27 protein-coding genes and 1 riboswitch are annotated in these 25,437 nt (G+C 72.3%); of the genes, 11 read left to right on the forward strand and 16 right to left on the reverse strand.

Annotated features, from left to right (window positions below; all coding sequences use genetic code 11):
• Positions 1 to 16: 16 nt before the first annotated feature.
• The 7 genes from ACIO6U_RS17270 to ACIO6U_RS17300 all read left to right on the forward strand — a co-directional run bounded on the left by ACIO6U_RS17270 (position 17) and on the right by ACIO6U_RS17300 (position 5,475).
• Complete coding sequence (locus ACIO6U_RS17270; RefSeq protein WP_401719828.1) at positions 17 to 838, forward strand: HipA family kinase; 822 nt, start codon at positions 17 to 19, stop codon at positions 836 to 838.
• On the forward strand, positions 835 to 1,218 hold the full coding sequence (locus ACIO6U_RS17275) for a DUF3037 domain-containing protein (protein WP_355335651.1): 384 nt from the start codon (positions 835 to 837) through the stop codon (positions 1,216 to 1,218). The genes ACIO6U_RS17270 and ACIO6U_RS17275 overlap by 4 nt, the downstream gene beginning before the upstream one ends.
• Before the next feature lie 164 nt (positions 1,219 to 1,382).
• Positions 1,383 to 2,144 carry a 3-oxoacyl-ACP reductase FabG gene (gene fabG / locus ACIO6U_RS17280; protein ID WP_391051157.1) on the forward strand — a complete coding sequence of 254 codons (762 nt, stop codon included), beginning with the start codon at positions 1,383 to 1,385 and terminating at the stop codon, positions 2,142 to 2,144.
• Between the two features lie 58 nt (positions 2,145 to 2,202).
• Positions 2,203 to 2,961, forward strand: coding sequence for a glucose 1-dehydrogenase (locus ACIO6U_RS17285; RefSeq protein WP_391051159.1), 759 nt, complete (start codon positions 2,203 to 2,205; stop codon positions 2,959 to 2,961).
• Positions 2,962 to 3,120: 159 nt separating this feature from the next.
• Positions 3,121 to 4,086 (forward strand): aldo/keto reductase, encoded by a 966-nt coding sequence (locus ACIO6U_RS17290; RefSeq protein ID WP_401719832.1) that lies wholly within the window; start codon positions 3,121 to 3,123, stop codon positions 4,084 to 4,086.
• 144 nt (positions 4,087 to 4,230) lie between these two features.
• Positions 4,231 to 4,911 (forward strand): uracil-DNA glycosylase, encoded by a 681-nt coding sequence (gene ung / locus ACIO6U_RS17295; RefSeq protein WP_355335794.1) that lies wholly within the window; start codon positions 4,231 to 4,233, stop codon positions 4,909 to 4,911.
• Positions 4,912 to 4,938: 27 nt separating this feature from the next.
• A complete protein-coding gene (locus ACIO6U_RS17300; RefSeq protein WP_401719835.1) occupies positions 4,939 to 5,475 on the forward strand; it encodes a hypothetical protein in 537 nt (178 codons plus the stop codon).
• A 117-nt stretch (positions 5,476 to 5,592) separates the two neighbouring features.
• Here the strand turns inward: ACIO6U_RS17300 and ACIO6U_RS17305 are convergent, their stop codons facing one another.
• Positions 5,593 to 6,081: a hypothetical protein gene (locus tag ACIO6U_RS17305; protein ID WP_401719838.1), complete on the reverse strand. Its 489-nt coding sequence runs from the start codon at positions 6,079 to 6,081 to the stop codon at positions 5,593 to 5,595.
• A gap of 206 nt (positions 6,082 to 6,287) precedes the next feature.
• On the opposite strand from ACIO6U_RS17305, the gene ACIO6U_RS17310 reads away from it, so the two are divergent.
• Positions 6,288 to 7,208 (forward strand): Gfo/Idh/MocA family oxidoreductase, encoded by a 921-nt coding sequence (locus ACIO6U_RS17310; RefSeq protein WP_355335634.1) that lies wholly within the window; start codon positions 6,288 to 6,290, stop codon positions 7,206 to 7,208.
• Here ACIO6U_RS17310 and lnt read toward each other — a convergent pair.
• The 3 genes from lnt to ACIO6U_RS17325 all read right to left on the reverse strand — a co-directional run bounded on the left by lnt (position 7,180) and on the right by ACIO6U_RS17325 (position 10,379).
• The gene (gene lnt, locus ACIO6U_RS17315) at positions 7,180 to 8,706 is read right to left on the reverse strand and encodes an apolipoprotein N-acyltransferase (RefSeq protein WP_391162910.1); all 1,527 of its coding nucleotides are present in this window, start codon (positions 8,704 to 8,706) and stop codon (positions 7,180 to 7,182) included. The two genes, ACIO6U_RS17310 and lnt, sit on opposite strands and share 29 nt — an antisense overlap.
• Before the next feature lie 274 nt (positions 8,707 to 8,980).
• A complete protein-coding gene (locus ACIO6U_RS17320) occupies positions 8,981 to 9,529 on the reverse strand; it encodes a DoxX family protein (RefSeq protein WP_355335630.1) in 549 nt (182 codons plus the stop codon).
• Between the two features lie 253 nt (positions 9,530 to 9,782).
• On the reverse strand, positions 9,783 to 10,379 hold the full coding sequence (locus ACIO6U_RS17325; protein WP_391051170.1) for a histidine phosphatase family protein: 597 nt from the start codon (positions 10,377 to 10,379) through the stop codon (positions 9,783 to 9,785).
• A 196-nt stretch (positions 10,380 to 10,575) separates the two neighbouring features.
• Here ACIO6U_RS17325 and ACIO6U_RS17330 point away from each other — a divergent pair, with 196 nt between their 5' ends.
• Positions 10,576 to 12,012, forward strand: coding sequence for a dihydrolipoyl dehydrogenase family protein (locus tag ACIO6U_RS17330; protein ID WP_401719843.1), 1,437 nt, complete (start codon positions 10,576 to 10,578; stop codon positions 12,010 to 12,012).
• A gap of 81 nt (positions 12,013 to 12,093) precedes the next feature.
• Positions 12,094 to 12,351 (forward strand): hypothetical protein, encoded by a 258-nt coding sequence (locus tag ACIO6U_RS17335; protein ID WP_391051174.1) that lies wholly within the window; start codon positions 12,094 to 12,096, stop codon positions 12,349 to 12,351.
• A 49-nt stretch (positions 12,352 to 12,400) separates the two neighbouring features.
• On the opposite strand, the gene ACIO6U_RS17340 is transcribed toward ACIO6U_RS17335, so the two are convergent.
• Positions 12,401 to 13,108, reverse strand: a complete 708-nt coding sequence (locus tag ACIO6U_RS17340; protein ID WP_401719846.1) for an SDR family oxidoreductase — start codon at positions 13,106 to 13,108, stop codon at positions 12,401 to 12,403.
• Between the two features lie 162 nt (positions 13,109 to 13,270).
• On the opposite strand from ACIO6U_RS17340, the gene ACIO6U_RS17345 reads away from it, so the two are divergent.
• Positions 13,271 to 13,870: a TetR/AcrR family transcriptional regulator gene (locus ACIO6U_RS17345; RefSeq protein WP_401719848.1), complete on the forward strand. Its 600-nt coding sequence runs from the start codon at positions 13,271 to 13,273 to the stop codon at positions 13,868 to 13,870.
• A 202-nt stretch (positions 13,871 to 14,072) separates the two neighbouring features.
• Here the strand turns inward: ACIO6U_RS17345 and ACIO6U_RS17350 are convergent, their stop codons facing one another.
• The 11 genes from ACIO6U_RS17350 to ACIO6U_RS17400 form a co-directional block, all read right to left on the reverse strand.
• The gene (locus ACIO6U_RS17350) at positions 14,073 to 14,582 is read right to left on the reverse strand and encodes a carbonic anhydrase (RefSeq protein ID WP_355335616.1); all 510 of its coding nucleotides are present in this window, start codon (positions 14,580 to 14,582) and stop codon (positions 14,073 to 14,075) included.
• Between the two features lie 57 nt (positions 14,583 to 14,639).
• Entirely contained in the window at positions 14,640 to 15,770 is a 1,131-nt protein-coding gene (locus tag ACIO6U_RS17355; RefSeq protein WP_391051181.1) for an LLM class flavin-dependent oxidoreductase, read from the reverse strand.
• Between the two features lie 98 nt (positions 15,771 to 15,868).
• Positions 15,869 to 16,987 (reverse strand): LLM class flavin-dependent oxidoreductase, encoded by a 1,119-nt coding sequence (locus ACIO6U_RS17360; protein ID WP_355335611.1) that lies wholly within the window; start codon positions 16,985 to 16,987, stop codon positions 15,869 to 15,871.
• The gene (locus ACIO6U_RS17365) at positions 16,984 to 18,369 is read right to left on the reverse strand and encodes an NtaA/DmoA family FMN-dependent monooxygenase (protein WP_401719852.1); all 1,386 of its coding nucleotides are present in this window, start codon (positions 18,367 to 18,369) and stop codon (positions 16,984 to 16,986) included. The genes ACIO6U_RS17360 and ACIO6U_RS17365 overlap by 4 nt, the downstream gene beginning before the upstream one ends.
• A 19-nt stretch (positions 18,370 to 18,388) precedes the next feature.
• A complete protein-coding gene (locus ACIO6U_RS17370; protein WP_401720898.1) occupies positions 18,389 to 19,579 on the reverse strand; it encodes an LLM class flavin-dependent oxidoreductase in 1,191 nt (396 codons plus the stop codon).
• 167 nt (positions 19,580 to 19,746) lie between these two features.
• Positions 19,747 to 19,878, reverse strand: a complete 132-nt coding sequence (locus ACIO6U_RS17375) for a putative leader peptide (RefSeq protein ID WP_355335606.1) — start codon at positions 19,876 to 19,878, stop codon at positions 19,747 to 19,749.
• A 34-nt stretch (positions 19,879 to 19,912) separates the two neighbouring features.
• Positions 19,913 to 20,024: riboswitch (SAM riboswitch) on the reverse strand.
• Positions 20,025 to 20,094: 70 nt separating this feature from the next.
• The gene (locus ACIO6U_RS17380) at positions 20,095 to 20,886 is read right to left on the reverse strand and encodes a GNAT family N-acetyltransferase (protein ID WP_401719855.1); all 792 of its coding nucleotides are present in this window, start codon (positions 20,884 to 20,886) and stop codon (positions 20,095 to 20,097) included.
• 44 nt (positions 20,887 to 20,930) lie between these two features.
• A complete protein-coding gene (locus ACIO6U_RS17385; RefSeq protein ID WP_401719858.1) occupies positions 20,931 to 22,046 on the reverse strand; it encodes an FAD-dependent oxidoreductase in 1,116 nt (371 codons plus the stop codon).
• Positions 22,047 to 22,100: 54 nt separating this feature from the next.
• Positions 22,101 to 23,126, reverse strand: coding sequence for an ABC transporter substrate-binding protein (locus ACIO6U_RS17390; protein ID WP_401719861.1), 1,026 nt, complete (start codon positions 23,124 to 23,126; stop codon positions 22,101 to 22,103).
• 131 nt (positions 23,127 to 23,257) lie between these two features.
• Positions 23,258 to 24,070 (reverse strand): ATP-binding cassette domain-containing protein, encoded by an 813-nt coding sequence (locus tag ACIO6U_RS17395; protein ID WP_391051191.1) that lies wholly within the window; start codon positions 24,068 to 24,070, stop codon positions 23,258 to 23,260.
• Positions 24,067 to 25,113 (reverse strand): amino acid ABC transporter permease, encoded by a 1,047-nt coding sequence (locus tag ACIO6U_RS17400; RefSeq protein WP_355335595.1) that lies wholly within the window; start codon positions 25,111 to 25,113, stop codon positions 24,067 to 24,069. Before ACIO6U_RS17400 ends, ACIO6U_RS17395 begins: the two co-directional genes overlap by 4 nt.
• Between the last annotated feature and the right edge of the window lie 324 nt (positions 25,114 to 25,437).

Here is a 25,437-nt window from a genome sequence, read left to right on the forward strand (position 1 = left end):
CCATTAGCCTGGAGCGATGTTGAGAGAAGTGACGGGCATCCGCTATGTGACGCCGCTGCGCGAGGGCGGCTCGGTGCCCGGTGTCGTCGAGGCCGACGATCTCGGTACGTACGTCGTGAAGTTCACCGGCGCGGCCCAGGGCCGCAAGGCGCTGATCGCCGAGGTGATCGCGGGCGAGCTGGCCAGGCGGCTGGGCCTGCGGGTGCCGGAGCTGGTGCGCTTCCACTTCGATCCGGCCATCGCGCCCGGCGAGCCCGACCAGGAGATCCAGGATCTGCTGAAGGCGAGCGGCGGGCTCAATCTCGGAATGGACTTCCTGCCCGGATCTCTCGGCTTCGATCCACTGGTCTTCCCCGTGGACACCGCGGAGGCGAGCCGCATCGTCTGGTTCGACGCGCTCATCGGCAACGTCGACAGATCGTGGCGGAATCCTAACATGCTGGTCTGGCACCGGGACTTGTGGCTCATCGACCACGGCGCCTCACTGATCTGGCACCACAACTGGCGTACGGCGCGCGCCGCTTCCGACAAGCCGTACAACGCCGCCGACCACGCGCTGTCCCGCTTCTCGCCCGATCCGGCCGCGGCGGCGGCCGAGTTGGGGCCACTCGTCACCGACGCGCTGCTCTCCGAGGTGACCGCGCTGGTCCCCGACGAGTGGCTGACCGACGAGCCGGGGTTCGACTCGCCCGACGACGTACGCCGCGCCTACCGCGAGCTGCTGCTGGCCCGCGCCGGGGACGTACACCTGCGGACCACGCTCGCGCCTCGGCAGGAGGAGAAACAGCCGCCGCCGGAGTGGCTGCGGACCTGGGTCGAGGGGAAGAACGCCCAGTGACCGGCCGGGACGTCTTCGAGTACGCGCTGGTGCGCGTGGTGCCGCGGATCGAGCGCGGCGAAATGATCAACGCGGGCGTGCTGGTGTACTGCCGCGCGCAGGGCTTCGTCGGGGCCCGTGTGCACCTGGACGAGGCCAGGCTGCGCTGCCTGGACGCGGAGGTGGACGTGCTCGGCGTGCGGGTGGCGCTGCGCGGCTACGAGGACATCTGCGAGGGCGGCGAGCGGGCGGGACAGGCGGCGGGGGACGACCCCGGACGCCGTTTCCGCTGGCTCACCGCGCCGCGCAGCACCATCGTGCAGCCGGGCCCGATCCACACCGGTCTCACCGCGGACGCGGGCCGGGAGGCGGACCGGCTGCTGGAGCTGTTGGTGCGCTGAGCCATCTCGCACAGCCGTGCCCTGAGCCACATCGGCCGTGGTGGCGTTGACACAGGGTCACGGCGCTCCTACGGTTTCGGCAACGGGACCTACTAAGCGGTCGCTCATGTGCCAGGCGCGGGCCGGGCACGGACGGCGCCGCACCACAGGGCTGAGGAGATCAGATGTCCACCACCGAGCAGCGCGTCGCGATCGTCACCGGTGCCGCGCGCGGAATCGGCGCCGCCACCGCGGTGCGTCTGGCCGCCGAGGGCCGCGCCGTCGCCGTACTCGACCTCGACGAGAGCGCCTGCAAGGACACCGTCGAGACGATCACCGCGGCGGGCGGCAGGGCCATCGCGGTCGGCGCCGACGTGTCCGACGAGGCGCAGGTCGAGGCGGCCGTCGCCAAGGTGGTCCAGGAGCTGGGCGCGCCGACGATCCTGGTGAACAACGCGGGCGTGCTCCGCGACAATCTGCTGTTCAAGATGAGCGCGTCCGACTGGGACACGGTCATGAACGTGCACCTGCGCGGCGCCTTCCTGATGACCCGCGCCGTCCAGAAGCACATGGTGGACGCCGCGTTCGGCCGCGTCGTCAACCTCTCCTCGTCCTCCGCGCTCGGCAACCGCGGCCAGGTCAACTACTCGGCCGCCAAGGCCGGTCTCCAGGGCTTCACCAAGACCCTCGCCTTCGAACTCGGCAAGTTCGGCGTCACCGCCAACGCCGTCGCGCCCGGCTTCATCGCCACCGACATGACCGCCGCCACCGCCGCGCGCGTCGGCATGGGCTTCGACGACTTCAAGGCCGCCGCCGCCACCCAGATCCCGGTCCAGCGGGTCGGCGTCCCCGACGACGTCGCGAACGCCATCGCCTTCTTCACCGGCGAGCAGGCCGGCTTCGTGTCCGGCCAGGTCCTGTACGTGGCCGGTGGCCCGCTCGACTGACGCGCGCCGCGCCGACCGAGTGACACCCCCACAACCGACAGGCCGGAGGCCCCAGACCATGACCCAGCCCCCCGACAGCGGGCGCGTCGCCCTCGTCACCGGCGCCAGCCGGGGCATCGGCTACGGCATCGCCGAAGCCCTCGTCGCCCGCGGCGACCGGGTGTGCATCACCGGGCGCAACGAGGACGCGCTCAAGGAAGCCGTCGAGAGGCTCGGCGCCGACCGCGCCATCGGCGTCGCGGGCAAGGCCCACGACGAGGCGCACCAGGCCGTCGCCGTGGAACGCACCATGGAGGCGTTCGGCCGCGTCGACTACCTCGCCAACAACGCGGGCACCAACCCGGTCTACGGGCTGCTCGCCGACCTCGACCTCGGCGTCGCCCGCAAGGTGTACGAGACCAACGTCATCTCCGCGCTCGGCTTCGCCCAGCAGACGTGGAAGGCGTGGCAGAAGGAGAACGGCGGCGCGATCGTCAACGTCGCCTCCGTCGCGGGCCTCGCCCCCTCGCCGCTCATCGGCGCCTACGGCATCAGCAAGGCCGCGATGATCAACCTCACCGTGCAGCTCGCCGCGGAGATGGCGCCCGGCGTCCGGGTCAACTCCGTCGCGCCCGCCGTGGTGAAGACGAAATTCGCCGCCGCGCTGTACGAGGGCCGGGAGGCCGAGGCCGCGGCCGCGTACCCGCTCAAGCGGCTCGGTCTGCCCGAGGACATCGGCGGCGCCGCCGCCTTCCTGCTCTCCGACCAGGCGAGCTGGATCACCGGGCAGAATCTCGTCCTCGACGGCGGGCTCTTCCTCCAGGCGGGGGTCGCGTAGCGGCGGCCGTCCGAGGGGTCCGCGAGCCGGCCCGTACGAACGCGGCCCGGACGCGCGGGCTTGCCTTCGTCCGTACTCCAACGTGCACAGTCCTCGTGTGGGTGACCGCGACGGTCGCCCGCCGAGGACTTCCCACGTTACGGATTACGGAGACCGCACATGCGTTACCGCACACTCGCAGGAGGCGCGGGGCCCGAGGTCAGCGCCCTGTGCCTGGGCATCCTGCCGTTCGGCACGACCGTGGACGAAGCCACGTCCTTCGCGATCCTGGACCGCTTCGCCGAGGCGGGCGGCACCTACGTCGACACCGCCAACAACTACTCGGTCTGGGCCCCCGGCGGCACCGGCGACGAGAGCGAACTGCTGCTCGGCCGCTGGCTGCACAGCCGCGGCGCCCGGGACCGTACCGTCGTCGCCACCAAGGTCGGGGCCCGGCCGCCCGTCGGATCGACCGCCGTGTGGCCCGACGCCTGGGAAGGGCTGTCGGCCAAGGCGATCGAGGCCGGGATCGAGGGCAGCCTGCGGCGGCTGGGCACCGACCGCGTCGACGTGTACTACGCGCACGTCGAGGACCGCGACGTGCCGATGGCCGAGACCGTCCAGGCATTCGCGGACGTCGTGCGCGGCGGCAGCACCCGCGTCCTGGGATGCAGCAACCACGCCGCCTGGCGCGTCGGCGCGGCCCGGCAGTACGCCGCCGACCACGGGCTGCCCGGCTACACGTGCGTGCAGCAGCGCTACACCTACCTGTGGCCCGTGCCGGGCGGCGAGTGGGGCGCGCAGTGGTACGCCCGCGACGACATGCAGGACCTGGTCGCCTCGAACGACGACATGACGCTGATGGCGTACGGGCCGTTGATGAGCGGCGCGTACACCCGCACCGACAAGGAACTGCTCGCGCAGTACGACCACCCCCTGTCGCACCGCAGGCTCGAAGTGCTGCGGGAGGTCGCGGCCGAGGCGGGCGCGACGCCCAACCAGGTCGTCCTGGCCTGGCAGATGGGCGGCGCGCTGCCGGTGGTTCCCGTGGTCGGGGTGAGCAGCCTCGCGCAGCTCGAAGAGGCCCTGGGAGCCGTGGAGTTGGACCTCGACCCGGAGCTGCGGGCCCGGCTGGACGCCGTCTGAGCGCGGCGGGCGGGTGAGGCCGCCGACGCCGATCGGCGAGCCGGCCGGTGAGTTGGCCGGGGGTGCGGGGATGTCAGTGGGTGGCGGTACGTTCTGGGGCAGTAGCAAACGGATCGATTGCCGGAGGTTCCTGACGTGCCCAGCATGCTGCCCGACTCCTGGGAGACCGTTCTCGGCGAGGAGTTGGACAAGCCGTACTTCCAGCAGCTCACCGAATTCGTCGAGGCCGAGCGGGAGGAGCACCGGATCTTCCCGCCGCGCGACGAGGTCTTCGCGGCGCTGGAGGCGACGCCGTTCGACCGCGTCAAGGTGCTGATCCTCGGTCAGGACCCGTACCACGGCGCGGGACAGGGGCACGGGCTGTGCTTCTCGGTGCGGCCCGGCGTGAAGACGCCGCCCTCGCTGCGGAACATCTTCAAGGAGATGAAGGAGGAGCTGGGCCACCCCATTCCGGACAACGGCTATCTGATGCCGTGGGCCGATCAAGGTGTCCTGCTGCTCAACGCGGTGCTGACGGTCCGCGAGGGCGAGGCCAACTCGCACAAGGGCAAGGGCTGGGAGAAGTTCACCGATGCGGTCATCAAGGCCGTGGCGGCCCGCCCCGACCCGGCCGTCTTCGTCCTGTGGGGGAACTACGCGAAGAAGAAGCTGCCGCTGATCGACACCGAGCGGCACGCCGTCGTCCAGGGCGCGCACCCCTCGCCGCTGTCGGCGAAGCTCTTCATGGGCAGCCGCCCCTTCACCCAGATCGACAAGGCCGTCGCCGACCAGGGGCACACCCCGATCGACTGGCGCATCCCCGATCTCGGGGCGTCCGCGAGTTAGCTTCGTGGGTGAGGCGAGGAGGCTCGGGTGGAGCGACGGGACGAGCCGGGTGGACCGGACGCGATCATGACCAGGATCGGACAGGTCGTGATGCTGCTGCACGCCGGGGACCGGGAGGAGGCCAGAACCCGGTTCGGCGCGCTGTGGGACGAGATCGGGGAGCGGGGCGACCCCCTGCACCGCTGCACGCTGGCGCACTACATGGCCGACACGCAGGACGACCCCGAGGACGAACTGGCCTGGGACCTGCGGGCGTTGCGGGCCGCCGACGCCGTCACGGCGCGCGGCGGCACCGAGCCCCGCGGGGGCCCCGGCGGCCCTGACAGCCCCGACAGCCCCGGTCGCTCCACCGGCGCCGCGCAGATCCGCGGCTTCTACCCCTCGCTCCACCTCAATCTCGCCGCCTCCTACGCGAAGGTGGACGAGGACCGGCTGGCCCGCAGCCACCTCGGCCTGGCCCGCAAGGCGTGCGACGCGCTCGCCGACGACGCGTACGGGGACGGGGTGCGGGCCGCCGTGGCCCGGATGGAGTTGCGGCTGCTGGGCTCCGACCAGCTTCCGTAGCCGTGAGCCGTGAGCCGTGAGCCGTGAGCCGTGAGCCGTCAGGGGGCAGGGGTCAGGGGTCCCCCGTCACCCTTCGGCCTTCGGCCTTCGCGAGCCGTGCCGCCCGTCCGGCCCGGCTCACCGGCCGTAGGACTGACGGCAGATCCGGGCCGCGTCCCCGTCCTTCGCCCAGCCGCCGTAGGTCTCGCCCAGCGCGCAGACGTCGGCGGCGCCGGGCAGCGCCGCTGCCGGTCCGCGCGGGAGGGACCTCGGCGGCGGCACCGAGCGGGAGCGCGGCACCGGCCGGTGCCGCGGCTCAGAGCCAGGCCGCGGCCCTTGACCCGCGGAGTACGGGGCCGCGCCCGGTCGGCCGCCCGGCCCACCGGCACCGCGCTCCGGCTCGGGCGAGGGCGTCCTGGAAGGGGCCGGATCCGGCTCGGCCGTCTCCAGCAGCACATGGTCGGGCCGCCGCACCAGCGGCCCGCCGTCCGGCGCCGCCACCCGCGGCGCGGCCCTGCCGGGCACGGGAGCGGGGACGGGGACGGGGGCCGGGGGAGCGGAGACGGTGGTGCACCCGGCCGCGGCGGAGGCCGCCACCAGGAACACGACCACGGGTAGGCGGCGCATTCCGACAACTGTGCCGAAACATGGCGGAGCCGGGTATGCCCCGCAGGGGTGAGCGGCCGGGCGGGGCGTACCGCGCGCTCACCCGTCCGGGGCCGGTCCGCCGCGGGGCCGCGCCGTACGCCCGCTCCCCGAAGGCCCCGGAAGCGTTCCCGAACCGTCCCCGTATGCTGCGGGGACACCGTGAGAAGGAACGACAGGAGCAGCGCATGGCATCCGGCAGCGCCCCACGGAAGATCGGCGTGATCGGGCTCGGTGACATCGCGCAGAAGGCGTATCTGCCGGTCCTCGCCTCGCAGCCGGACCTCGAACTGCACCTCCAGACCCGCACCCCGGCGACCCTCGACCGGATCGGCGACGCCTACCGGCTGCCGCACCGCCACACCTCACTGGACACGCTGCTCGACCAGGGCCTCGACGCCGCCTTCGTGCACGCGCCCACCGACCTCCACGTCGAGATCGCCGGACGGCTGATCGAAGCGGGCGTCCCCGTCTACGTCGACAAGCCGCTCGCCCGCGATCTGGACGGCGCACGGCAACTGGTGGCCCTCGCCGAGGAGCGCGGCGTCCCGCTCATGGCGGGCTTCAACCGCCGTTACGCGCCCGCCTACGCGCAGTGTCTCGACCACCCGCGCGACCTGATCCTCATGCAGAAGAACCGCGTCGGCCTCCCCGAAGAGGCTCGCGGGATGATCTTCGACGACTTCATCCACGTCGTCGACACCTTGCGCTTCCTGGCCCCCGGCACCGTCCGGGACGTCCACGTCTCCGCCAAGGTCCGTGCCGGCCTCGTCCACCACATCGTGCTGCACCTGTCGGGTGACGGTTTCACCGCGATCGGCTCCATGAACCGGATGAGCGGGTCCACCGAGGAGAGCCTGGACGTCAGCGGTGACGACACCCGCCGTCAGGTGCTGAATCTCGCCGAGGTCATCGACCACAAGGGCCAGCCGACGGTACGCCGCCGGGGCGACTGGGTGCCGGTGGCCCGGCAGCGCGGCATCGAGCAGATCACCCTGGCCTTCCTCGACGCCGTCCGCGCGGGCAAGCACCTCGACGCCCAGGACGCGCTGCGCACCCACGAGCTGTGCGAGCGGGTCGTCACCGAGGTCCGGGAGCTGACCGCCTGACCAGCACCACGCGCCGGATCTCGTAGGCGGCGGCCAGCACGACCAGCAGCAGCGCCAGACGCGGCACCCAGTCGCCGAACCGGTCGTACGGGCTGCGGCCGGTGGCCAGCGGCACCGCGTAGACCCGCGCCGTGCTGCTGCTCTCGCTGATCCGCTGCCCGACCGGGTGGCCGTTCGCGTCGTAGACGGCGCTGATCCCGGTCAGGGTCGCGTGCACCATCGGACGCCAGCTCTCCGCGGCCCGCAGTGCCGCGAGCGAGGCGTGCTGCGCGGGCGCCCACGACCCCTGGAACGACGACGTGGACGACTGCGCCACCAGCACCTGGGCGCCCTTGTCCGCGAGATTGCGGCTCATGTCGGCGAAGGCGGACTCGAAGCAGATCAGCGGCCCGATCCGTACCGTCCCGGTGTCCATCACGACCTGGTGGTCGCCGCGCTGCCGGTCCTCACCCGCGGCCTTGCCGACCGAGGTGGCCCAGCCGAGCAGCGACCGGAAGGGGATGTACTCGCCGAACGGCACCAGCCGCATCTTGTCGTACGTGGGTCCGGTGACGCCGTCCGGGCCGATCAGCACCGACGTCTTGGAGATGCCGGTGCCGTCCGCGCGCTCCGCGTCCACATTGACCAGGATGTCGGCGCCGACCTGCTGGGAGAGGGCCGCCAGCTCCTCCGCCAGTTGGGGCCGCGAGGTGAGGTCGAAGCCGACGCTGCTCTCACCCCAGACCACGAGATCCGGGTGGCTGCCCACCAGGCCGCGGGTGAGCGCCACCTGCCGGTCGATCCGGGCCTCGGGGCCCACGACGACGCCCGGCTGGACGACCGCGACCCGCACGGCGCCGGACTGCTGCGGGTGCGGCGCCCACAGCCACACCATGCCGGTCAGCACGGCGGCCGTGGCCAGCGCGGTCGCCGCGGGCCTGCGGACGGCGGGCACCGCGACGAGCGCGGTCAGCGCGGTGTTGACGAGCACCACCAGGAGGCTGACCAGCCACACCCCGCCGACGGAGGCCAGCCGCAGCGCGGGCCGCACCTGCCACTGGCTGGCGCCCAGCAGTCCCCAGGGGCCGCCGAGATACTGCCAGGAGCGCACCAGCTCCACCATCAGCCAGCCGCACGGCACCAGCACCATCGCCGCCGCGGCCCGCCGCGACCCGGTGCCCTCACCGAGCAGCCTGCGCACCAGCCAGCCCCACGGCGCCCACAGCGCGCCCAGCAGCAGGGCGAGCACGACGATGAACACGTTCAGACTCGCGAAGAGCCAGTGGTGCACCGCCAGCATGAAGCCCGCGCCGCCCAGCCAGCCGTCCAGCGCCGCCCGCCGCGCACTGCCCGCGGAGCGCACCAGCAGCATCCACGGCACCAGCGCCACGTACGCCAGCCACCACAGCGACGGCGCGGGGAAGGCGAGCGCCGGGAGCGCCCCGGCGGCGGCGGCGCCCAGCCCGCGCGCCCACGGCGAGGACAGCCGTGACCGCTGCTCCTGGGCCGTCACCGTCATGCGTGCTCCCTCGCCGCCGTTCACCGTCGCCCTGTTCCGCCCTGTTCCGTCCGCACGCCGCCATCCGCGCCGAATCCGCTCAGGCGTTCCTGGCTCCGGCCTACCCTGCGCGGATGGCGGCATGCGGACGACGGCGTGTCGTCCGCATGCCGCCGTCCCCGTGCCGCCGTGTCCCTGCCGTCGCCCGCGCGTCGCCGCGCACCCCGCCGGTGGCTGCCGCGCGTGCCGCTGCCCCGGGTCGGTACGGCGTTCCCCGCACCGGTCCGCGGGCGGCTCAGCCGTCCTGGTCCTCCAGCACGGCGAGATCCTCGGGCGCAGGACCGTTGCCGACGGCGCGGCGGCGTACGACCGTGAAAGCGGCGGCTGCCGAGCCGGTGAAGGCGGCGGCCACCACCCACGGGCGGTTCAGGACATGGCCGGTCAGATGGTCCAGAGAGTAGCGGCCGGGTCCCGTGACACCCAAAGCGGCGGCGCAGAAGCCGAGGAAGGCGGGGTACTCGTAGCCGCCGGACGTGTTGAAGAAACCGGCGGGGGCGTGGACGGAGACCGCGCCCGCCATGGCGCCGGCCGCCGCCGCGCCCGCGGCCGGGGTGGCGATCCCCAGGGCCAGCAGCAGCCCGCCGCCCGCCTCGCCGAGCCCGGCCGCGACGGCGCTCGCCCGCTCCGGCTTGAAGCCCATCTGCTCCATGGCCGCCGAGGTGCCGTCGATCCCACCGCCGCCGAACCAGCCGAAGAGCTTCTGCGCGCCGTGCGCGAAGAGCACCCCGCCGGTCCCCGCGCGCAACGCCAGCAGTCCGATGTCCTTGCGGTGCGCGAGTGCCATGACCGGGTCCTCTCCTGTTGCCGGGCCCCGGTCCCGGTCCGACTCCGGACCGCCGGGCTGCTCCCAGTCTTCGCGGACCCCACCGGATGCCGCCGCTCCTGGCGGTCCGTCCGGGCTACACGGCTGACACGGGCCTCGCGGCTCGTCCGGACGCCACCGCTCGTCCGGACGCCATCGCTCGGACGCACACCGGCGCCGTACAGAGACCACTGCTTGTACGGAGGCCACCGCCGTCGCAGACGTCACCGCGCGCTCAGGGCAGCCGGTTCCACGCGGTCAGCACATGGCGGCCGTGTTCCAGGCCGAGTCGGCTGACGGTGCCGGTGGCGAGCTGGAACAGGGCGCCGTCGGCCGGGGGCAGCCCCAGTCTGCGGGCGGTCAGCACCCGCAGGAAGTGGGCGTGCGCGACCAGCACCACATCGCCGCCGTCGCTGTTGGTGAACGCCGCGTCGGCGAGGGCCAGCACCCGGTCGGCCCGCTCGCCGACCTGTTCCGCCGTTTCCCCCGGATGGCCCTCGGGGCCCTCGGGGACCCCGTCGGTCCACAGATCCCAGGAGGGACGGGTGCGGTGGATGTCACGGGTGGTGACGCCCTCGTAGCCGCCGTAGTCCCACTCGCACAGGTGGGCGTCGACCCGTGTGCGCTCGAGCCCGGCCAGCTTCGCGGTGTCCCGCGCGCGCCGCATCGGGCTGGTGATCACGGTGGAGATGTGCCTGCTGGCCAGCATCGGAGCCAGCGTTCTGGCCTGCTCCTCGCCGTTCGGGGTGAGGGGCAGATCGGTGTAGCTGGTGTGCTGGCCGGTCAGCGTCCACTCGGTCTCGCCGTGACGGATCAGTACCAGTTCGCCCATCGGTACACCTCCCGCGGCGCCCCTCGGCGCCCCGAAGTGATCATACGTCCGCCCGGTCCCGTCAGTAGGATGACGGCCTGGCCACCCCTTCTCCGCGCGCGACCCGGATGTGTGAACACCGACATGTGAGTACAGATGTGTGTGCACAGACGTGTGCACACCACCGCGTGATTCAGACAGCAGCCCAGGAGCCGGTATGAACGACGCTGCCCGTACCTACGACGTGATCGTCATCGGAGCCGGACCGGTCGGTGAGAATCTCGCCGACCGCACGCAGGCCGCAGGGCTCAGCACGGTTGTCGTGGAGAGCGAGCTGGTCGGCGGCGAGTGCTCCTACTGGGCGTGCATGCCGAGCAAGGCACTGCTGCGCCCGGTGGTCGCCCGCGCCGACGCGAGCCGGCTGCCGGGACTGGCCCGCGCGGTCGCGGGACCGCTGGACGCCGCTGACGTCCTCGCCCGCCGCGACGAGTTCACCTCGCACTGGAAGGACGACGGCCAGGTGGGCTGGCTGGAGTCGGTCGGCGTCGATCTCGTACGCGGCCAGGGCCGCCTGGACGGTCCCAAGCAGGTCGCGGTGCTGACGCCGGAGGGCGAGACCGTACGGCTGACCGCGCGGCACGCCGTCGCCGTCTGCACCGGCACCTCCGCCGCGCTGCCCAAGCTGCCGGGCATCGCCGACATCAACCCGTGGACCAGCCGTGAGGCGACCAGCGCCAAGGAGGTCCCCGGCCGCCTGGTCGTGGTCGGCGGCGGTGTGGTGGCCGTCGAGATGGCGACCGCCTGGCAGGCGCTCGGCTCGCGGGTGACCATGCTCGTGCGCGGCGACCGCCTGCTGGAGCGCATGGAGCCCTTCGTCGGCGAACTGGTCACCGAGGGCCTGCGCGAGGCGGGCGTGGAGGTGCACTTCGGTACGAACGTGCCGATCGTCGAGCGCGACGGCGCGGACGGCGAGGTACGGGTCGGCCTGGAGGGCGGCCAGCGGGTCGTCGCCGACGAGATCCTCTTCGCCACCGGCCGCTCGCCGCGCACCGGCGACCTCGGGCTGGAGACGGTCGGCCTGCGCCCCGGGGACTGGCTGGACGTGGACGTCACCTGCCGGGTCACCGGTGTGCCGGACGGCTGGCTCTACGCGGCGGGCGACGTCAACCACCGCGCGCTCCTCACCCACCAGGGCAAGTACCAGGCCAGGATCGCCGGGGCCGTGATCGCCGCCCGCGCCAAGGGCGAGCCGGTCGACGACGCGCCCTGGGGTCCGCACGCCGCCACCGCCGACGACGCCGCCGTGCCGCAGGTGGTCTTCACCGACCCCGAGGCGGCCTCCGTGGGCCTCACGGCGAGCGAGGCGGAGCACGCCGGACACCGGACCAAGGTCGTGGACTACGACCTCGGCCAGGTCGCGGGCGCCTCCCTCTACGCCGACGGCTACCGCGGCAAGGCCCGCATGGTCGTGGACCTCGACCGGGGCATCCTGCTCGGCGTCACCTTCGTCGGCCCCGGCGTCGGCGAACTCCTGCACTCCGCGACGGTCGCCGTCGCGGGCGAGGTGCCCATCGAGCGGCTGTGGCACGCGGTCCCGGCGTACCCGACGATCAGTGAGGTGTGGCTGCGCCTGCTGGAGGAGTACCGGGGCTGACCGCGGTCATGGCCGCGGCGGATGTGCCCTGACGTTTGTCAGGAGCGGCGCGGACGGGGGCCTTCCTAATGGTGCGCCCCCGTGACGGCCGTCGACCCCGGCTCGTATCTGGCCTCGCACCACGGGCCGAGCTACGGCTCCGGTCAGACCGGGCGGCGCTATTACAACGGCGAGGAGAGGGAACTCGCCTGCTGGACGACCGGCGACGGCGACGCCGACGGGCACGGCGACCGCTACTGGTTCATGCTCGACTTCGACGGCGACAGCGGCTACGTCAACGACTGGTATCTGACGACCGGTTCCGCCGCCCAGTGGCAGCCGCACGTCCCGCACTGCTGACTGACGCATCCTCAGAAGCGTTCAGCGTTCAGCGTTCAGCGTTCAGCGTTCAGCGCGCGGCGAGTTCGGCGTAGAGAGCCGAAGGGTCGGCGGCGAGGCCGGCCTTGACCTGACGGCTGGTGTCGTCGGCCAGCACTTCGTACAGCCCGGCCTCGACGCCGTCGAGCGCGATGCGCGCGATCTTGGCGGGGTCCGACTTGGGGGCGTCGACGCCCGCGGCCATGTCGGTGTCCATGTAGCCGACGTGCAGGCCGGTGACGAGGGTGCCCTGGCCGTGCAGCGCCAGGCGGGTGGCGTTGGTCAGGGACCACTCGGCGGACTTGGCGGCCGAGTAGACGGCGCTGCCCGGCGTGGTGAACCAGGACAGGGCCGACAGCACGTTGAGCACCGCGCCGCCGCCGTTGCGGGCCAGGACCGGCGCGAAGGCGCGGCTGACGGCGAGCGTGCCGAAGACGTGGGTCTCGAACTCGTTCCGGACGACGTCCATCTCGCTGGTGAGCAGGTCCACCCCGTTCGACGCGCCCGCGTTGTTGATCAGCAGGGTGACGTCACCGGCCGCCTCGGCCGCCGCCCGTACCGACTCGGGGTCGGTGATGTCCAGCGCGAGCGGTACGGCGCCCGGGACGGTGACCGAGGCCGGGTTGCGGGCGGCGGCGTAGACCTTGGCCGCGCCCCCGTCGAGCAGGGCCTGGACGAACTTCTCGCCGAGGCCGCGGTTGCCTCCGGTGACGAGGGCGACAGCGCCGTTGATCTGCATGGGAGTGCCTTTCGGGAGGAGAGCGGTCCGCGGCCGGTACGCGCGCGGCCCGGGGGGTCGCGTGCGGTCCGCACGGATGCGGCCGACCATGGAAACCGATCGGTTTCCACCACCGTATACCGATCGGTTTCCGATGCCAAGCCGGAGCGGTAACCTCGGGGTATGACCACGACACAGAAGTCCGGCGCTACGGAGAAGTCCGGCACGCGCGACCGCCTGCTCGACGCCGCGGCCGGGCTCTTCTACCGGGAAGGCGTCGGCACCGGCATCGACGCGCTGTGCAAGGCCGCCGGGGTGTCCAAGCGCTCGATGTACCAGCTCTTCGCGAGCAAGGACGAGGTGCTGGCCGCCGCGCTCGACCGGCAGGGGCCGCCGGTCGAGGCCCGGCTGCTGCCGCCGCCCGGCGCGCCCGCGGAGCCGCGCGACCGCGTCCTGTACGTCTTCGAGCGGCTGGAGGAGGCCGCCGCCTCGGCCGACTACCGCGGCTGCCCCTTCCTCGCCACGCAGGTCGAGCTGAAGGACCCGGAGCACCCGGCGAGCGTCGTGGCCCGCCGCAACAAGCAGGTGCTCACCGACTTCTTCCGCGCCGAGGCCGCGCGCGGCGGGGCCGCCGACCCCGCACTGCTGGCCCGCCAGCTCACGCTGGTCTTCGACGGCGCCAGCGCCCGCGCCGGGATCAAGGCGGAGGTCCTGGACGGCCTGGCGCTGAGCACGGCCGTCGCCGTCCTGGACGCGGCGGGCCTGACGGCTCCTCGGGTCTGACGGTGAGGAGGGTCTGACAGCGCGGCGGATCACGAACGGCCCCTTCGGCAGCCGGCACGCACGGCCGCCGCGTTGCCGGGATGCCCGAGTAGCTCTGCTATTAGGGCATCCCGGTGCGTTGCGCTCACCGGGTCCCCCCCAAGACGGAGTCCGGGGGAGGACCGGGCACCGCCGGGACCGCCCATGATCCGCCGGACAGGCGCTAGTCGGGCAGTGCCACCTCCGCGAGCCTGCCGCTCGCCACGTCGAACACGAAGCCGCGCACCGCGTCGGTGTGCGGGATGAACGGGCTGTTCCTGATCCGGGCCGCGGACTGGCGGACGTCGGTCTCCAGATCGGTGAACGCCTCGGCCGCCCACGGCGGTTTGATGCCCGTCTCCTCGCGGATCGACTCGCGGAAGGCGTCGTCGCCGAAGGTGAGCATGCCGCAGTCGGTGTGGTGGATCAGCACGATCTCCCGTGTGCCCAGCAGCCGCTGACTGATCGCCAGCGAACGGATCGCGTCGTCGGTGGCCACCCCGCCCGCGTTGCGGATCACATGCGAGTCGCCCTCGGCGAGACCGAGCGCCCCGTACACATTGAGCCGGGCGTCCATGCACGCCAGAACCGCCGTGTGCCGGGCGGGCGGCAGCGGCAGCGGACCCTCGAAGGCCGCCGCGTACGCCGTGTTGTTCTCCAGATAGCCGTCGGTGGCGGTGGGGTGGTCGGTCATGGGAGCCTCCTGGTCGCGCTGAGCGGTGACGTCATGCGTGACGTCATACGGGTGAGGTCATGCGGTCCGCCGCCAGGCGTCCGCCAGCAACTCGTGGGAACGGACCCGGTCCCGGTGGTCGTGGGTGATGGTGGTGACCAGCAACTCATCGGCGCCCGTGGCCTGTTGGAGCACCCGCAGCCGGTCCGCGACACTTTCGGGTGTGCCGGTGAACTGGGTGCGCACCCGGTCCTCGACCAGCGCCCGCTCGTCCGCCGTCCACGAGTGGACCGCGGCCTCCTCCGGACTCGGGAAGGGGATCGCGCCCTGACCCGAGCGGATGCTGTGCACCCACAGCGCGTACGGCGACGCCAAGTGCCGCGCGGTGGCGTCGTCCTCGGCGACCACGACATCGGCCGAGACCAGCACATGCGGCTCGTCGAGCGTGGCGGAGGGTACGAACGCCTTGCGGTACGCGTCCACCGCTTCGAGGACGGCGGCCGGACTCACGTGGTAATTCGCCGCGAAGGGCAGGCCGAGAGCGCCCGCCGCCTGCGCGCTCGCCCCGCCGCTGCTGCCCAGCACCCACACCTGGAGATCGGCGCCCTCGCCGGGCACCGCGTGCGCGTCGAGTCCCTCCGGGGTCCGGTAGTCCCCGCGCAGCAGCCCGAGGATCTGGTCGAGCTGGTCGCGGTACTCGGGCAGTTCGGCCCCCGGGTACTGCACGAGCTGCGTGTAGCGGGTCAGCAGCGGAGAGCCGATCAGCCGGCTGAAGTCGTACGGCGCGGGGATCAGCAGCCCCTCCGGTGTGTACCGGGCCTCGGTGCGGCGCGGCGCCGGGGGAGCGGCGGGCGCGCCGCCGGACGCGGACGGCTTACGGAATCCGGTACGGCCGAGGCCCAGGTCGATCCGGCCCGGGTACAGCGCGTCGAGCAGCCCGAACTCCTCGACCACAGACAGCGGTGTGCGGTGCCCGAGCTGCACCGCGCCCGCGCCCACCCGGATTCGTGCGGTCGCCGCCGCCACGAGCTGGATCACCAGCGCGGGCGACACCCCGGCGACCCCGGTCGTCAGATGGTGCTCGGCCAGCCAGTAGCGCGCGTATCCGGCGGCCTCCGCGCGCTGTGCCAGGTCCACGGTGTTGCGCAGCGCCTGCGCGGCGGTGGAGCCCGAACTGATCGGCGACAGGTCGAGAATCGACAGCGGCACCGACGCCGAGTTCGAAGAAGCCGAGGCGGAAGGGTCCGGGGAACTCGAAGGGTCCGACGGACGTGAGGGGTTCGATGAGCCGGAAGCTGCGGGAACGCTCATGCGGCGTCGCCCTCCTTTGCGATGGTGCCTGCGCCGACGGTGTCCTTACGCGGAGAGGCCGTGTTCACCGGCCCCCAGTCCCACGGCGGATCGGGTATCTCCGCGCGGAGCACGGGCGCGACCTCGGACTGGAAACGCTCCAGCGACGTACGGTGCTCGGCCTCGCCGAGCCCGCTCGCGTCCGCGTGCAGATGCAGCACGGTGTGCCCGAACTCCTCGTGATAGCGGTGCACTTTCTCGATCACCTGCTGCGGGCTGCCGATCAGCGCCGAACTGCGCTCCACGAAGTCCTCCAGCGTCCCGAAGACCACCGGCAGGCCCACCTCCTTCTGGAACGCCAGATTGCTCTCGAAGATCGGCCGGTAGACCTCCAGCGCCTCCTGCGAGGTGCGGGCCACGTACAGCCCCGCGGAACCCGCGCCCACCGCGATGTCCGCCGGATCGTGGCCGTAGTGCTCCCAGCGCTCCCGGTAGTAGCGGATCAACTCGGCATACGGCTCGATGGGGTTGGTGACATTCGCCGAGAACAGCGGATCGCCGTAGCGGGCGGCGAGGTCCACGGACTCCTTGCTGGTCGCGCTGCCGTGCCAGACCCGGATCGGCCGCTGGTACGGCCGCGGCCAGACCTCCGCGTCCTTCAGCTCGGGGCGGAAGCGGGTCCGCGCGGTCACCTTGTCCTGCCGCCAGATCTGCCGGAACACCTCGTAGCTCTCGGCGTTGCGGTCCCACTGGTCCTCGGGTGTGACGTGGAACAGCTCGCGCTGCGCCGTGCCGTTGCCCTTGCCGATGATCAGGTCCAGGCGGCCTTCGGAGAGATGGTCGAGCGTCGCGTAGTCCTCGTACGCCCTGACCGGGTCCAGCAGGCTCAGCGTGGTGACCGCGGTGAAGAGCCGGATGCGCCGGGTGATCGCCGCGACATGGCTGAGCACCACCGTCGGCGAGGAGGAGATGAACGGCCGCTCGTGCCGCTCTCCCACCCCGAACCCGTCGAAGCCCAACTCCTCGGCGAGCACCGCGTTGTCGAGGACTTCCCTGAAGCGCTCATGAGTGGACTTCAGGATGCCGGTGACCGGGTCGGGCCGGTGCACGATCAGCGTGATGGCGAGGAACTTCATGCCACCGACTCCCGTACGTCCGCGATGTCGCCCCCGGCGTCCGGGTGGGCCAGGCCGAGGTGGTCCCGCAGCGTGCCGCCCTCGTACTCGGTACGGAACACACCGCGTTCCTGGAGCAGCGGCACGACGGTGTCGGCGAAGACGTCGAGACCGCCGGGGGTGATGTGCGGGACGAGGATGAAACCGTCGCTCGCGTCGGCCTGCACAAAGGAGTTGATGGTCTCCGCGACCGTCGTGGGGGAGCCGACGAACGACTGGCGGTTGCCGGTCTCGATGACCAGGTCGCGGATGGACCACTTGTTGGCCGCCGCCAGCTCCCGCCACTCGCGGGCGGTCGCCAACGGGTCGCGGTACATCCGGACTTGAGCCCGGCCGCGGGCGATGGTGTGCTCGCCGAGATCCGGGTCGATCTCGGGCAGCGGGCCCTCCGGGTCGTACCCGGACAGGTCGCGGTTCCAGACGAATTCCAGGTGCTTGATCGCGGTGGCACCGCTGACCTGCGCGCGGCGCACCTCGCGGGACAGCTCCTCCGCCTCGGCGTCGGTGTCGCCGAGCACGAAGGTGGCGGCGGGCAGGATCAGCAACTGGTCCGCCCTGCGACCGTGCCGGGCCAGGCGCCCCTTGACGTCCGTGTAGAACGCCCGCCCCTCCTTGAGAGTGCTGTACCGGCTGAAGATCGCGTCCGCGCTCGACGCGGCGAATTCGCGTCCCTCTTCCGAGTCCCCCGCCTGGAAGATCACCGGGCGGCCCTGCGGGCTGCGCGGGACGTTGAACTGCCCCTGGATGTCGAAGTGCTGGCCCTTGTGGACGAAGGCCCCGGCCCGCGCGTCCCGCAGGAACGTCCCGGTTTCGCGGTCGGCGACGATCTCGTCGCCGTGCCAGGAGTCGAACAGCTCATTGGCGGTGGCCAGGAACTCCCGCGCCCTGGAGTACCGCTCGTCCTGCGGAAGGAAGCCGCCGCGCCGGAAGTTCTCCCCCGTGAAGGCGTCCCAGGAGGTGACGACGTTCCACGCGGCGCGGCCCGCGGACAGGTGGTCGAGGCTGGCGAACTGCCGGGCCACCTCGTACGGCTCGTTGAACGTCGAGTTGATCGTGCCGGTCAGGCCGATCCGCTCGGTCACCGCGGCCAGCGCGGCGAGCACGGTGAAGGTGTCCGGGCGGCCGACGACGTCCAAGTCGTAGATATGGCCGCCCTGTTCGCGCAGCCGCAGGCCCTCGGCGAGGAAGAGGAAGTCGAACTTGGCCCGCTCCGCGGTGCGCGCGAAGTGGGCGAAGGAGCTGAACTCGATGTGGCTGCCCGCGGCCGGGTCGCTCCACACGGTGGTGTTGTTGACGCCGGGGAAGTGGGCCGCGAGATGGATCTGCTTCAGGGGCTTGCTCATGACGGTCGGATCCTCCGGCTCAGGCGCTGGTGGTGGCGTAACGGTTCGCGGGGCGCGCGAGCCCCAGCAGGCCGCGGAGCGTTCCGGCCTCGTACGCGCGTCGGAAGGCGCCGCGCGCCTGCAACTCGGGCACCAGGCCGCGGGTGATCGCGGGCAGGTCGTGGCCGAGCGCCGCCGGCCGCAGCCGGTAACCGGTGAGCCCGGCGTCCTGCCACTCCAGCAGCAGGTCGGCCAGTTCGGCGGGCGTCCCGGCGAAGACGGTCGCGTCGCTGGTGTACGGCTGGTCGAGCAGCGCGTCCAGCCGGTCCCTGCGGGCCTCGGCCGCCGCGCGGTCGGTGTCGAGGAAGACCACCAGATCGCCGAAGACATGGACCGGTTCGGCCTCCCGGCCCGCGGCCCGCTGCTCGGCGCGGATCTCCGCGACGATCGCCGCCGCCTGCCCCGCGTCGTGCGGGGTCACATAGCCGATGTCCGCGGCGCGCCCCACCAGCCGGTACGGCACGGTCGCGTGCGCGAGCGCGGTCACCGGCGGCTGGCCCTGCGGCGGGCGCGGTGTGATCGAGGGGCCCTTGACGCCGAAGTGGCGGCCCTGGAAGTCGATGTAGTGGAGCTTGTCGCGGTCCACGAAACGGCCGGTGGCCACGTCCCGGATCTCCGCGTCGTCCTCCCAGCTATCCCACAGTCGCCGCAGCACCTCGACGTAGTCCGCGGCCTCGTCGAAGAGGTCGGTGACCAGGTCCTGGACGTGCGGCTGGTCGTACTCCTCGACGCGGAACGGCGGGAATTCGCGGCGGCCGAAGTGCGCGGCCTCGTGCTGTCGGGCGGAGATCTGGATGCGCAGCCCGGCCCGGCCGCCGCTCACGTAGTCCAGGGTGGCGATGGCCTTGGACAGGTGGAACGGCTCGGTGTGCGTGGCGATCAGGGTCGGCACCAGACCGATGTGGCTGGTCAGCGGGGCGACCCTGGACGCGATGAGCACGGCGTCCAGCCGGCCGCGCACCTGGTCGGTGCGCTCGTCGGGGTCGCCGTACCCGGTCGACTGGAGCCCGAGGGAGTCCTCGATGGTGACGAAGTCCAGCAGGCCGCGCTCGGCCTCGGTCACGGCGTCCGCCCAGTAGGCGGCGTCGAACAGTTCGCCGGGTCGCGCGTCCGGCTCCCGCCACGCGGCCGGGTGCCAGCCCGCGCCGTCCAGGGCGACCGCGAGGTGCAGCGGCGGACGGGCGGCGGACGCCGATGGAACGGACGAAGGTGATGAAGCGGGCTCGGGGGAGGCGGAGGAGGACAGGGATGACGGGTGTGCGGACACGGCGAAGTGCCTTCCTGATCGACCGGAGGAGGACACGGCCGCCCCATGGCGGTCGCGTCGGCGGGGTCAGATCAGGCGCAACAGAGCGCGCCGGCGACGCGCTGGAGATCGATGTGCTGGCGCCCGTACAGATGCACGACGGGTCCGCGCGGGACGAGGGTGCGCACGTCGGCGCGGTCGAAGTCCGCTCGCACTGTCGTCACCCCCGTCCGGGCGGTACGGCCGGGGGCCGTACCGGAGTCGCGCTTGCGGGTCCGGTCGGGACCCGCCTGGTTGTCACCTGGAGCACCCCGCCGCGAGGGAGGGTTGCCGGTCAGCCAGCCAGGGCTTGTCGCTGACACTCATCACCTGAATTCGAAGCTATCTCGCGGATACCGTCCCGCGCAATGGCGTCCGTCACCGGTGTCCGTCACCGGCGTTCATTCGCCCGAGCCGCCGGTGCCTTCCGCGTCGCCGTCGCCGCCCGGCACCCGTACGCCCCGGAAGTGCGTGGTGCGGCGCAGCGCGAAGCCGATCGACTCGTAGAGCCGGATGGCGTTGACGTTGCTGCCCGCCGCGTGCAGGAACGGGCGGTCGCCCCGGCCGCGGATCCCGGCCGCCGTGTGCCGCACCAGCCGGGACGCCAGGCCCTGGCCGCGGAACGCGTCGTCGGTGCACACGGCGCTGATCTCGGTCCAGCCGTCGAGCCGCAGCCGCTCACCGGCCATGGCCACGAGCTTTCCGTCGCGGCGGATGCCGTAGTAGGCGCCCAGCTCGATGGTGCGCTGCCTGAACGGACCCGGCTTGGTCCGCTCGACCAGGTCCAGCATCTCCGGTACGTCCGCAGGACCGAGCGGGCGCGCCTCCGGATCGGCCTCGTCCAGCAGGGCGTCGGTCCCGACGAGCTGCACGCCCTCGGCTCCCCACTCGCTGCGCCACCCGTCGGGCGTGGCCGGGACGCCGGCCAGCGCGAAGGTCGCGCCGGGACCCATGAGGGCGGCGAGGTCCGCCCACGCGGCCGGATCGGCGGGGTCGGCGAGCGCAACGAAGGGCGAGACGTCCTCCGGGTAGCGCGCGGCGGAGCCGACGATCTGCGCGAGATGGCGGTGCGCCCCGGTCAGCGCGGCCCAGGCGGGGTTGTCCAGAGGGTGCGGCGACGCGGGAAAGACCTGGTCGCCGGTGGGTCCGGGGTTCTGGGGCTGCTGCTGCGGGTGCTGAAGGCTGGTCGACATGGTCGCCGTGACTCTCCGTTCTGCTGTCGTACGGCGTGTCGCCGTCACTGCGCTGTCGCCGGGAGGTACGGACGGCCGATCGCGAACCGTCCGGACCCCGGACGGCCGTCCACGAGGTCGGCGGCGATTTCGCCGACCACTGATGCGAACTTGAATCCGTGCCCGGAAAATCCCGCGAGGACGGTGAAAGGTCCCACACGGTCGATCACGAAGTCATGATCGGGGGTCGTGGTGTACAAGCAGGTCACCGGGGTGGGCCGGGTGTGATCGACACCGGGCAGCCACCGGGCGGCGTACTCCTGGAGCCTGCCGAGGACCACGGGATCGGGCGTGCGGTCCCGGTCGTCCGGGTCCACGACCGGGCCGATCCCGTGGAATCCGGCCTTCACCCCGTCGGCGCTGCCGAGGCCGTACACGCCCGCGGCCTCGTCGAGACCGGCCCCGCCGTGGTGGATGAAGGCGGGCCAGTCCGGCGCGTCGGGGGCGGGGAAGTGCACCGGCTGCTCCTGGGTGACGCGCAGCGGCGGCGGGCCCTCGGTGACCTGGCCGAGCGTGCGGGCCGCCCAGCCGCCGACGGCCACGACCACGGCGTCCGCGGCGATCACCTCCTCCCGCGCGGTGACCACCTCGGCGCCCGAGCCGCGCCGCCGCAGCGCGCCGACCTTGACGCCGTGCCGTACGGTCGCGCCCTTGGCCCGCGCGGCCTGCTGGAAGGCGGCCACCGCGTCGTCGGCGTGCAGCCGCCCGGCCTCGGGGTGGAACAGCGCGGTGGTGTCCGCGACGAGCCCCGGCCAGCGCTCGGCGGCGGCCCGCGCGGTCAGCTCCTGGCTGGGCCGCCCGGCCCCGCGCAGCGCGTCCCGCAGCGCCGCGACGGCTTGCGCGGGCCCGTGGTCGACGGCCCCGGTCAGCGTCAGTACGGTGCTGCCCGTCTCGTCCTGGAGCCGCCGCCACAGCGGAAGCGCCCGTACGGCGAGGCCGACGTAGAACGGATCGGCGTACGCGAGCCGGAAGATCCGGGAGCTGCCGTGCGAGCTGCCCCGGTCGTGGCCGGGCGCGAACTGTTCGAGCAGCGTGACCTCGGCGCCGCGCGAGGCGAGGTGCCAGGCCGCGGACGAGCCCATGGCCCCGCCTCCGACGACGACGACTTTCCTGCGTGTCATGGCGGTCGACTTCCTTTCGGTCGGTGCGGGGCCAGTGCCGCGGCCGGTACGGGGTCAGGAGTTGGTCAGCGGCAGCCCCGGCGGGTTGACCAGCGAGGCGGGCACCGCTTCGTTGGCCAGATTCCACGCGGCGAGCCACTGCGCGTACTGACCATTCTTGATCAGGTGGTTGATCGCGTCGGCGAGGGGCTTGGCCAGGCCGCTGTCCTTCTTCGCCGTGGCGCAGATCAGCCCTTGCAGGGACGCCCCGGCGCCGGAGAACTTGCCCGCGCTGCGGGTGGCGTTCGGCGAGCCCGCGGTCTGCGTGCCGTGGTAGGCGATGCTCGGGTTGGGCGCGAAGTAGGCGTCGATCCGGCCGGAGTTGAGCGCCAGATAGGTGCTGTTGGAGTCCTGGAAGTACTTGATCGTGAGCTTCTTGCCGTCGGCCTTCAGCTCGCTCTGCCACTTCAGCAGGATCTTCTCCTGGTTGGTGCCCGCGCCGACCGCGACGGTCTTGCCCGCCAGGCTGCGGTAGGTGCCGTCGAAGTTCCAGGTGTCGCTCTTCTTCACCTCGAAGCCGAGGTTGTCCTGCCGGTAGCTGGCGAAGTCGTACTTCTCCTTGCGCTGCTCGGTGTCGGTGATGTTGGAGAAGCCGACATCGGTCTTGCCGCTGTCGATGCCGACGAAGAGGTTGTCCCAGGTGGCGTTGGACAGCACGGGCTTGAGGCCGAAGACGGCGGCGATCAGCCGGCCGAGGTCGGGCTCGGAGCCGGTGATGGTCTTCTGGTCCGCGCCGACGTAGCCGATCGGCGGCGAGCCGGCGGGCAGGAAGCCCAGGCCGATGACGAGTTGCTTGCTGTCGAGCACGGACTTGGGCAGCTCGGCGCGGATGGCGGCGACCTCAGGGACGGTGAGCGTGATCTCCTTGGCGGCGCCGTTGGACTGCGCGCCGACCACGACGGTGCCCTTGGCGTCCGCGGCTGCCGGTGCCGCGGCGTCCGAGCCGCTGTCGCTGCCGCAGGCGGCGAGGCCGAAGGCGAGGGCGGCGACGGCGATGCCCGCGGCGACGCGTCTGGTGGCGGTGGTACGGATGTCGGGCATGGTGAACCTCGCTGATGGTGAGCGGATGTGCTGGGGGTGACGTATCGGGCGCCCGCGGGCAGGCGGCCGTCGCTGTGGAAGGCGCCTGTGTCCGCGCCTTGGCCCGCGGCGTACGGGGTTCGGAGGAGGGTTCAGAGGACCTTGCTGAGGAATTCGCGGGTCCTGGGGTGCCGGGGGTTGTCCAACACCTGGTCGGGCGGGCCCTGTTCGACGATCCGGCCGCCGTCCAGGAAGACGACGGTGTCGGCGACCTCGCGGGCGAAGCCGATCTCGTGCGTGACGACGATCAGCGTCGTACCGCTCGTGGCGAGATCCCTGATGACGGCCAGTACCTCGCCGACGAGTTCGGGGTCGAGCGCCGAGGTCGGCTCGTCGAAGAGGATGACGCCGGGTTCGAGGGCCAGCGCGCGGGCGATGGCCACCCGCTGCTGCTGGCCGCCGGAGAGCTGCCGGGGGTATGCGTCGACCTTGTCGGCGAGCCCGACCCGGCCGAGCAGCGCGCGGGCCAGTTCCTCCGCCTCGGCCCTGGTCTTCTGCCGGGCCGCGACCGGCGCGGCGGCCACGTTGTCCAGCACGCTGAGGTGCGGGAAGAGGTTGAAGCCCTGGAAGACGAAGCCGATCCGGCGGCGCTGGGCGAGGATCGCCCGCTCGCTGATCTCCTTGAGCCGGCCGCGGTGGTGCCGTACGCCGATCGGCTCGCCGTTGAGGCTGACGTAGCCGATGTCCAGCTTCTCCAGGTGGTTGATCGCCCGCAGCAGCGTCGACTTGCCGGAGCCCGACGGGCCGAGGATCACCGTCACCTGTCCGGGCTGCACGGTCAGATCGACACCGGAGAGCACCTGGTGCGTGCCGTACCACTTGTGCGCGTCGTGGACGGTCACGGCGGCGGGGCGCGCGGTCACCGCGGTGACCAACGTGTCGGCGGGGACGCGGTCGGCGCTCATGCGATCGATCCGATCTCGGCGCGCGCCCGCAGATCGCGCACTGCCGTACGCAGCCGTTGCAACGGCGTCGGCGGTACGGTCCGCAGCGCGCCGCGTGAGAAGTACCGCTCGACGTAGAACTGGACCACCGAGACGACGCTGGTCAGGATCACGTACCAGACGGTCGCCACCAGCAGCAGCGGGACGACGTCACCCGGATACGTACTGCCCATGCTCTCCACCTTGCCGAAGAGGTCGAGCAGGGAGACGTAGAAGACCAGCGAGGTGCTCTTGATCAGCCCGATCAACTGGTTGACGTACGAGGGCACGATCGCCCGCAGCGCCTGCGGGAAGACGATCCGGGTGAACTGGTAGCCGCGCGGCAGGCCGAGCGCGGCGGCGGCCTCGTGCTGTCCCTGGTCCACCGAGAGCACTCCGGCGCGCACCACTTCGGCGGCGTAGGCGGCCTCGTTGAGGCTGATGCCGACCACGGCCACCACCATGTCGGTGGCCAGCCGCGACTCGTCGAAGTGCACGAAGCCTGGGCCGAAGGGCACGCCCAGACTCAATGTGGCGTACAGCGAGGAGAAGTTGAACAGGAACAGGAGGATGACGATCAGCGGCACCGAGCGGAACAGCCAGATGTAGATCCAGCTCACCGAGCGCAGCACCGGGCTCCTGGACAGTCGGCACAGGGCGAGCAGGATGCCGCCGAGCAGCCCGAACAGGGCGCTCCAGGCGGCGACTTGGAGCGTGACCAGCAGCCCGTCCAGGATCACCGGCCGCAGGAACCAGTAGCGGAAGCGGTCCCACTGGAAGAAGGGGTTGGTGACCAGGCCGTGCGTGATCTGCGCGACGAGCACCAGGGCGACGGCGGTCAGCGCCCAGCGCCAGGGGTGCCGCAGCGGGACGACGCGCTGCGCCGACCGGCCGACGCGTCTGTCGTCGGCGGGCGGGGTGCGCGGCGGCGGTGGAGCAGGGGTGGTGACGGTGTCGGTCGTGCCTTCCGGCACGGCGGTGTCGGTCGCGCCCGCGGGCACGGCGGGGCGGGGTGGCTCGCTCATCGGGGAACTCCAGCGCGAAGGGAGACGTCGGCAGCCGCCCCATGAGAAGGGGCGGTGGAGTGCGCGGGGGCCCGATGTGACAACGCGTCAGAAGCGTGCGGCGGGCCCGGGATTCAGCGTCGACACAGAGCGCTGCTGACACGCAGCAGGTCGATGTGCCGGTTGCGGTACGCGTCGTCCCGGAGATGACGGCGCCAGGCGGCGGCCGTCCTCGAAGCTGCGTACACCCTGGTCACCTCCCCTTGTGCCGGCCCGTAGGGGCCTCGCGTCGTGAGTCCGGGCCGGACAGTGGTCCGGCCTGGGCGTAAGTCAGCCAGGTGGCGC

It is taken from the genome of Streptomyces sp. NPDC087422, assembly GCF_044744145.1.
Classification (GTDB): domain Bacteria; phylum Actinomycetota; class Actinomycetes; order Streptomycetales; family Streptomycetaceae; genus Actinacidiphila.

Coding starts and splice junctions, on each gene's coding strand:
- ACIO6U_RS17270 (WP_401719828.1), top strand. CDS start 17: ATGTTGAGAGAAGTGACGGGCATCCGCTATGTGACGCCGCTGCGCGAG.
- ACIO6U_RS17305 (WP_401719838.1), bottom strand. CDS start 6,081: ATGCGCCGCCTACCCGTGGTCGTGTTCCTGGTGGCGGCCTCCGCCGCG.
- ACIO6U_RS17350 (WP_355335616.1), bottom strand. CDS start 14,582: ATGACCGACCACCCCACCGCCACCGACGGCTATCTGGAGAACAACACG.
- ACIO6U_RS17395 (WP_391051191.1), bottom strand. CDS start 24,070: ATGAGCGCCGACCGCGTCCCCGCCGACACGTTGGTCACCGCGGTGACC.
- ACIO6U_RS17365 (WP_401719852.1), bottom strand. CDS start 18,369: ATGAGCAAGCCCCTGAAGCAGATCCATCTCGCGGCCCACTTCCCCGGC.
- ACIO6U_RS17340 (WP_401719846.1), bottom strand. CDS start 13,108: ATGCAGATCAACGGCGCTGTCGCCCTCGTCACCGGAGGCAACCGCGGC.
- fabG (WP_391051157.1), top strand. CDS start 1,383: ATGTCCACCACCGAGCAGCGCGTCGCGATCGTCACCGGTGCCGCGCGC.
- ung (WP_355335794.1), top strand. CDS start 4,231: ATGCTGCCCGACTCCTGGGAGACCGTTCTCGGCGAGGAGTTGGACAAG.
- ACIO6U_RS17400 (WP_355335595.1), bottom strand. CDS start 25,113: ATGAGCGAGCCACCCCGCCCCGCCGTGCCCGCGGGCGCGACCGACACC.
- ACIO6U_RS17385 (WP_401719858.1), bottom strand. CDS start 22,046: ATGACACGCAGGAAAGTCGTCGTCGTCGGAGGCGGGGCCATGGGCTCG.
- ACIO6U_RS17285 (WP_391051159.1), top strand. CDS start 2,203: ATGACCCAGCCCCCCGACAGCGGGCGCGTCGCCCTCGTCACCGGCGCC.
- ACIO6U_RS17360 (WP_355335611.1), bottom strand. CDS start 16,987: ATGAAGTTCCTCGCCATCACGCTGATCGTGCACCGGCCCGACCCGGTC.
- ACIO6U_RS17390 (WP_401719861.1), bottom strand. CDS start 23,126: ATGCCCGACATCCGTACCACCGCCACCAGACGCGTCGCCGCGGGCATC.
- ACIO6U_RS17330 (WP_401719843.1), top strand. CDS start 10,576: ATGAACGACGCTGCCCGTACCTACGACGTGATCGTCATCGGAGCCGGA.
- ACIO6U_RS17345 (WP_401719848.1), top strand. CDS start 13,271: ATGACCACGACACAGAAGTCCGGCGCTACGGAGAAGTCCGGCACGCGC.
- ACIO6U_RS17290 (WP_401719832.1), top strand. CDS start 3,121: ATGCGTTACCGCACACTCGCAGGAGGCGCGGGGCCCGAGGTCAGCGCC.
- ACIO6U_RS17380 (WP_401719855.1), bottom strand. CDS start 20,886: ATGTCGACCAGCCTTCAGCACCCGCAGCAGCAGCCCCAGAACCCCGGA.
- ACIO6U_RS17320 (WP_355335630.1), bottom strand. CDS start 9,529: ATGGCACTCGCGCACCGCAAGGACATCGGACTGCTGGCGTTGCGCGCG.
- lnt (WP_391162910.1), bottom strand. CDS start 8,706: ATGACGGTGACGGCCCAGGAGCAGCGGTCACGGCTGTCCTCGCCGTGG.
- ACIO6U_RS17310 (WP_355335634.1), top strand. CDS start 6,288: ATGGCATCCGGCAGCGCCCCACGGAAGATCGGCGTGATCGGGCTCGGT.
- ACIO6U_RS17325 (WP_391051170.1), bottom strand. CDS start 10,379: ATGGGCGAACTGGTACTGATCCGTCACGGCGAGACCGAGTGGACGCTG.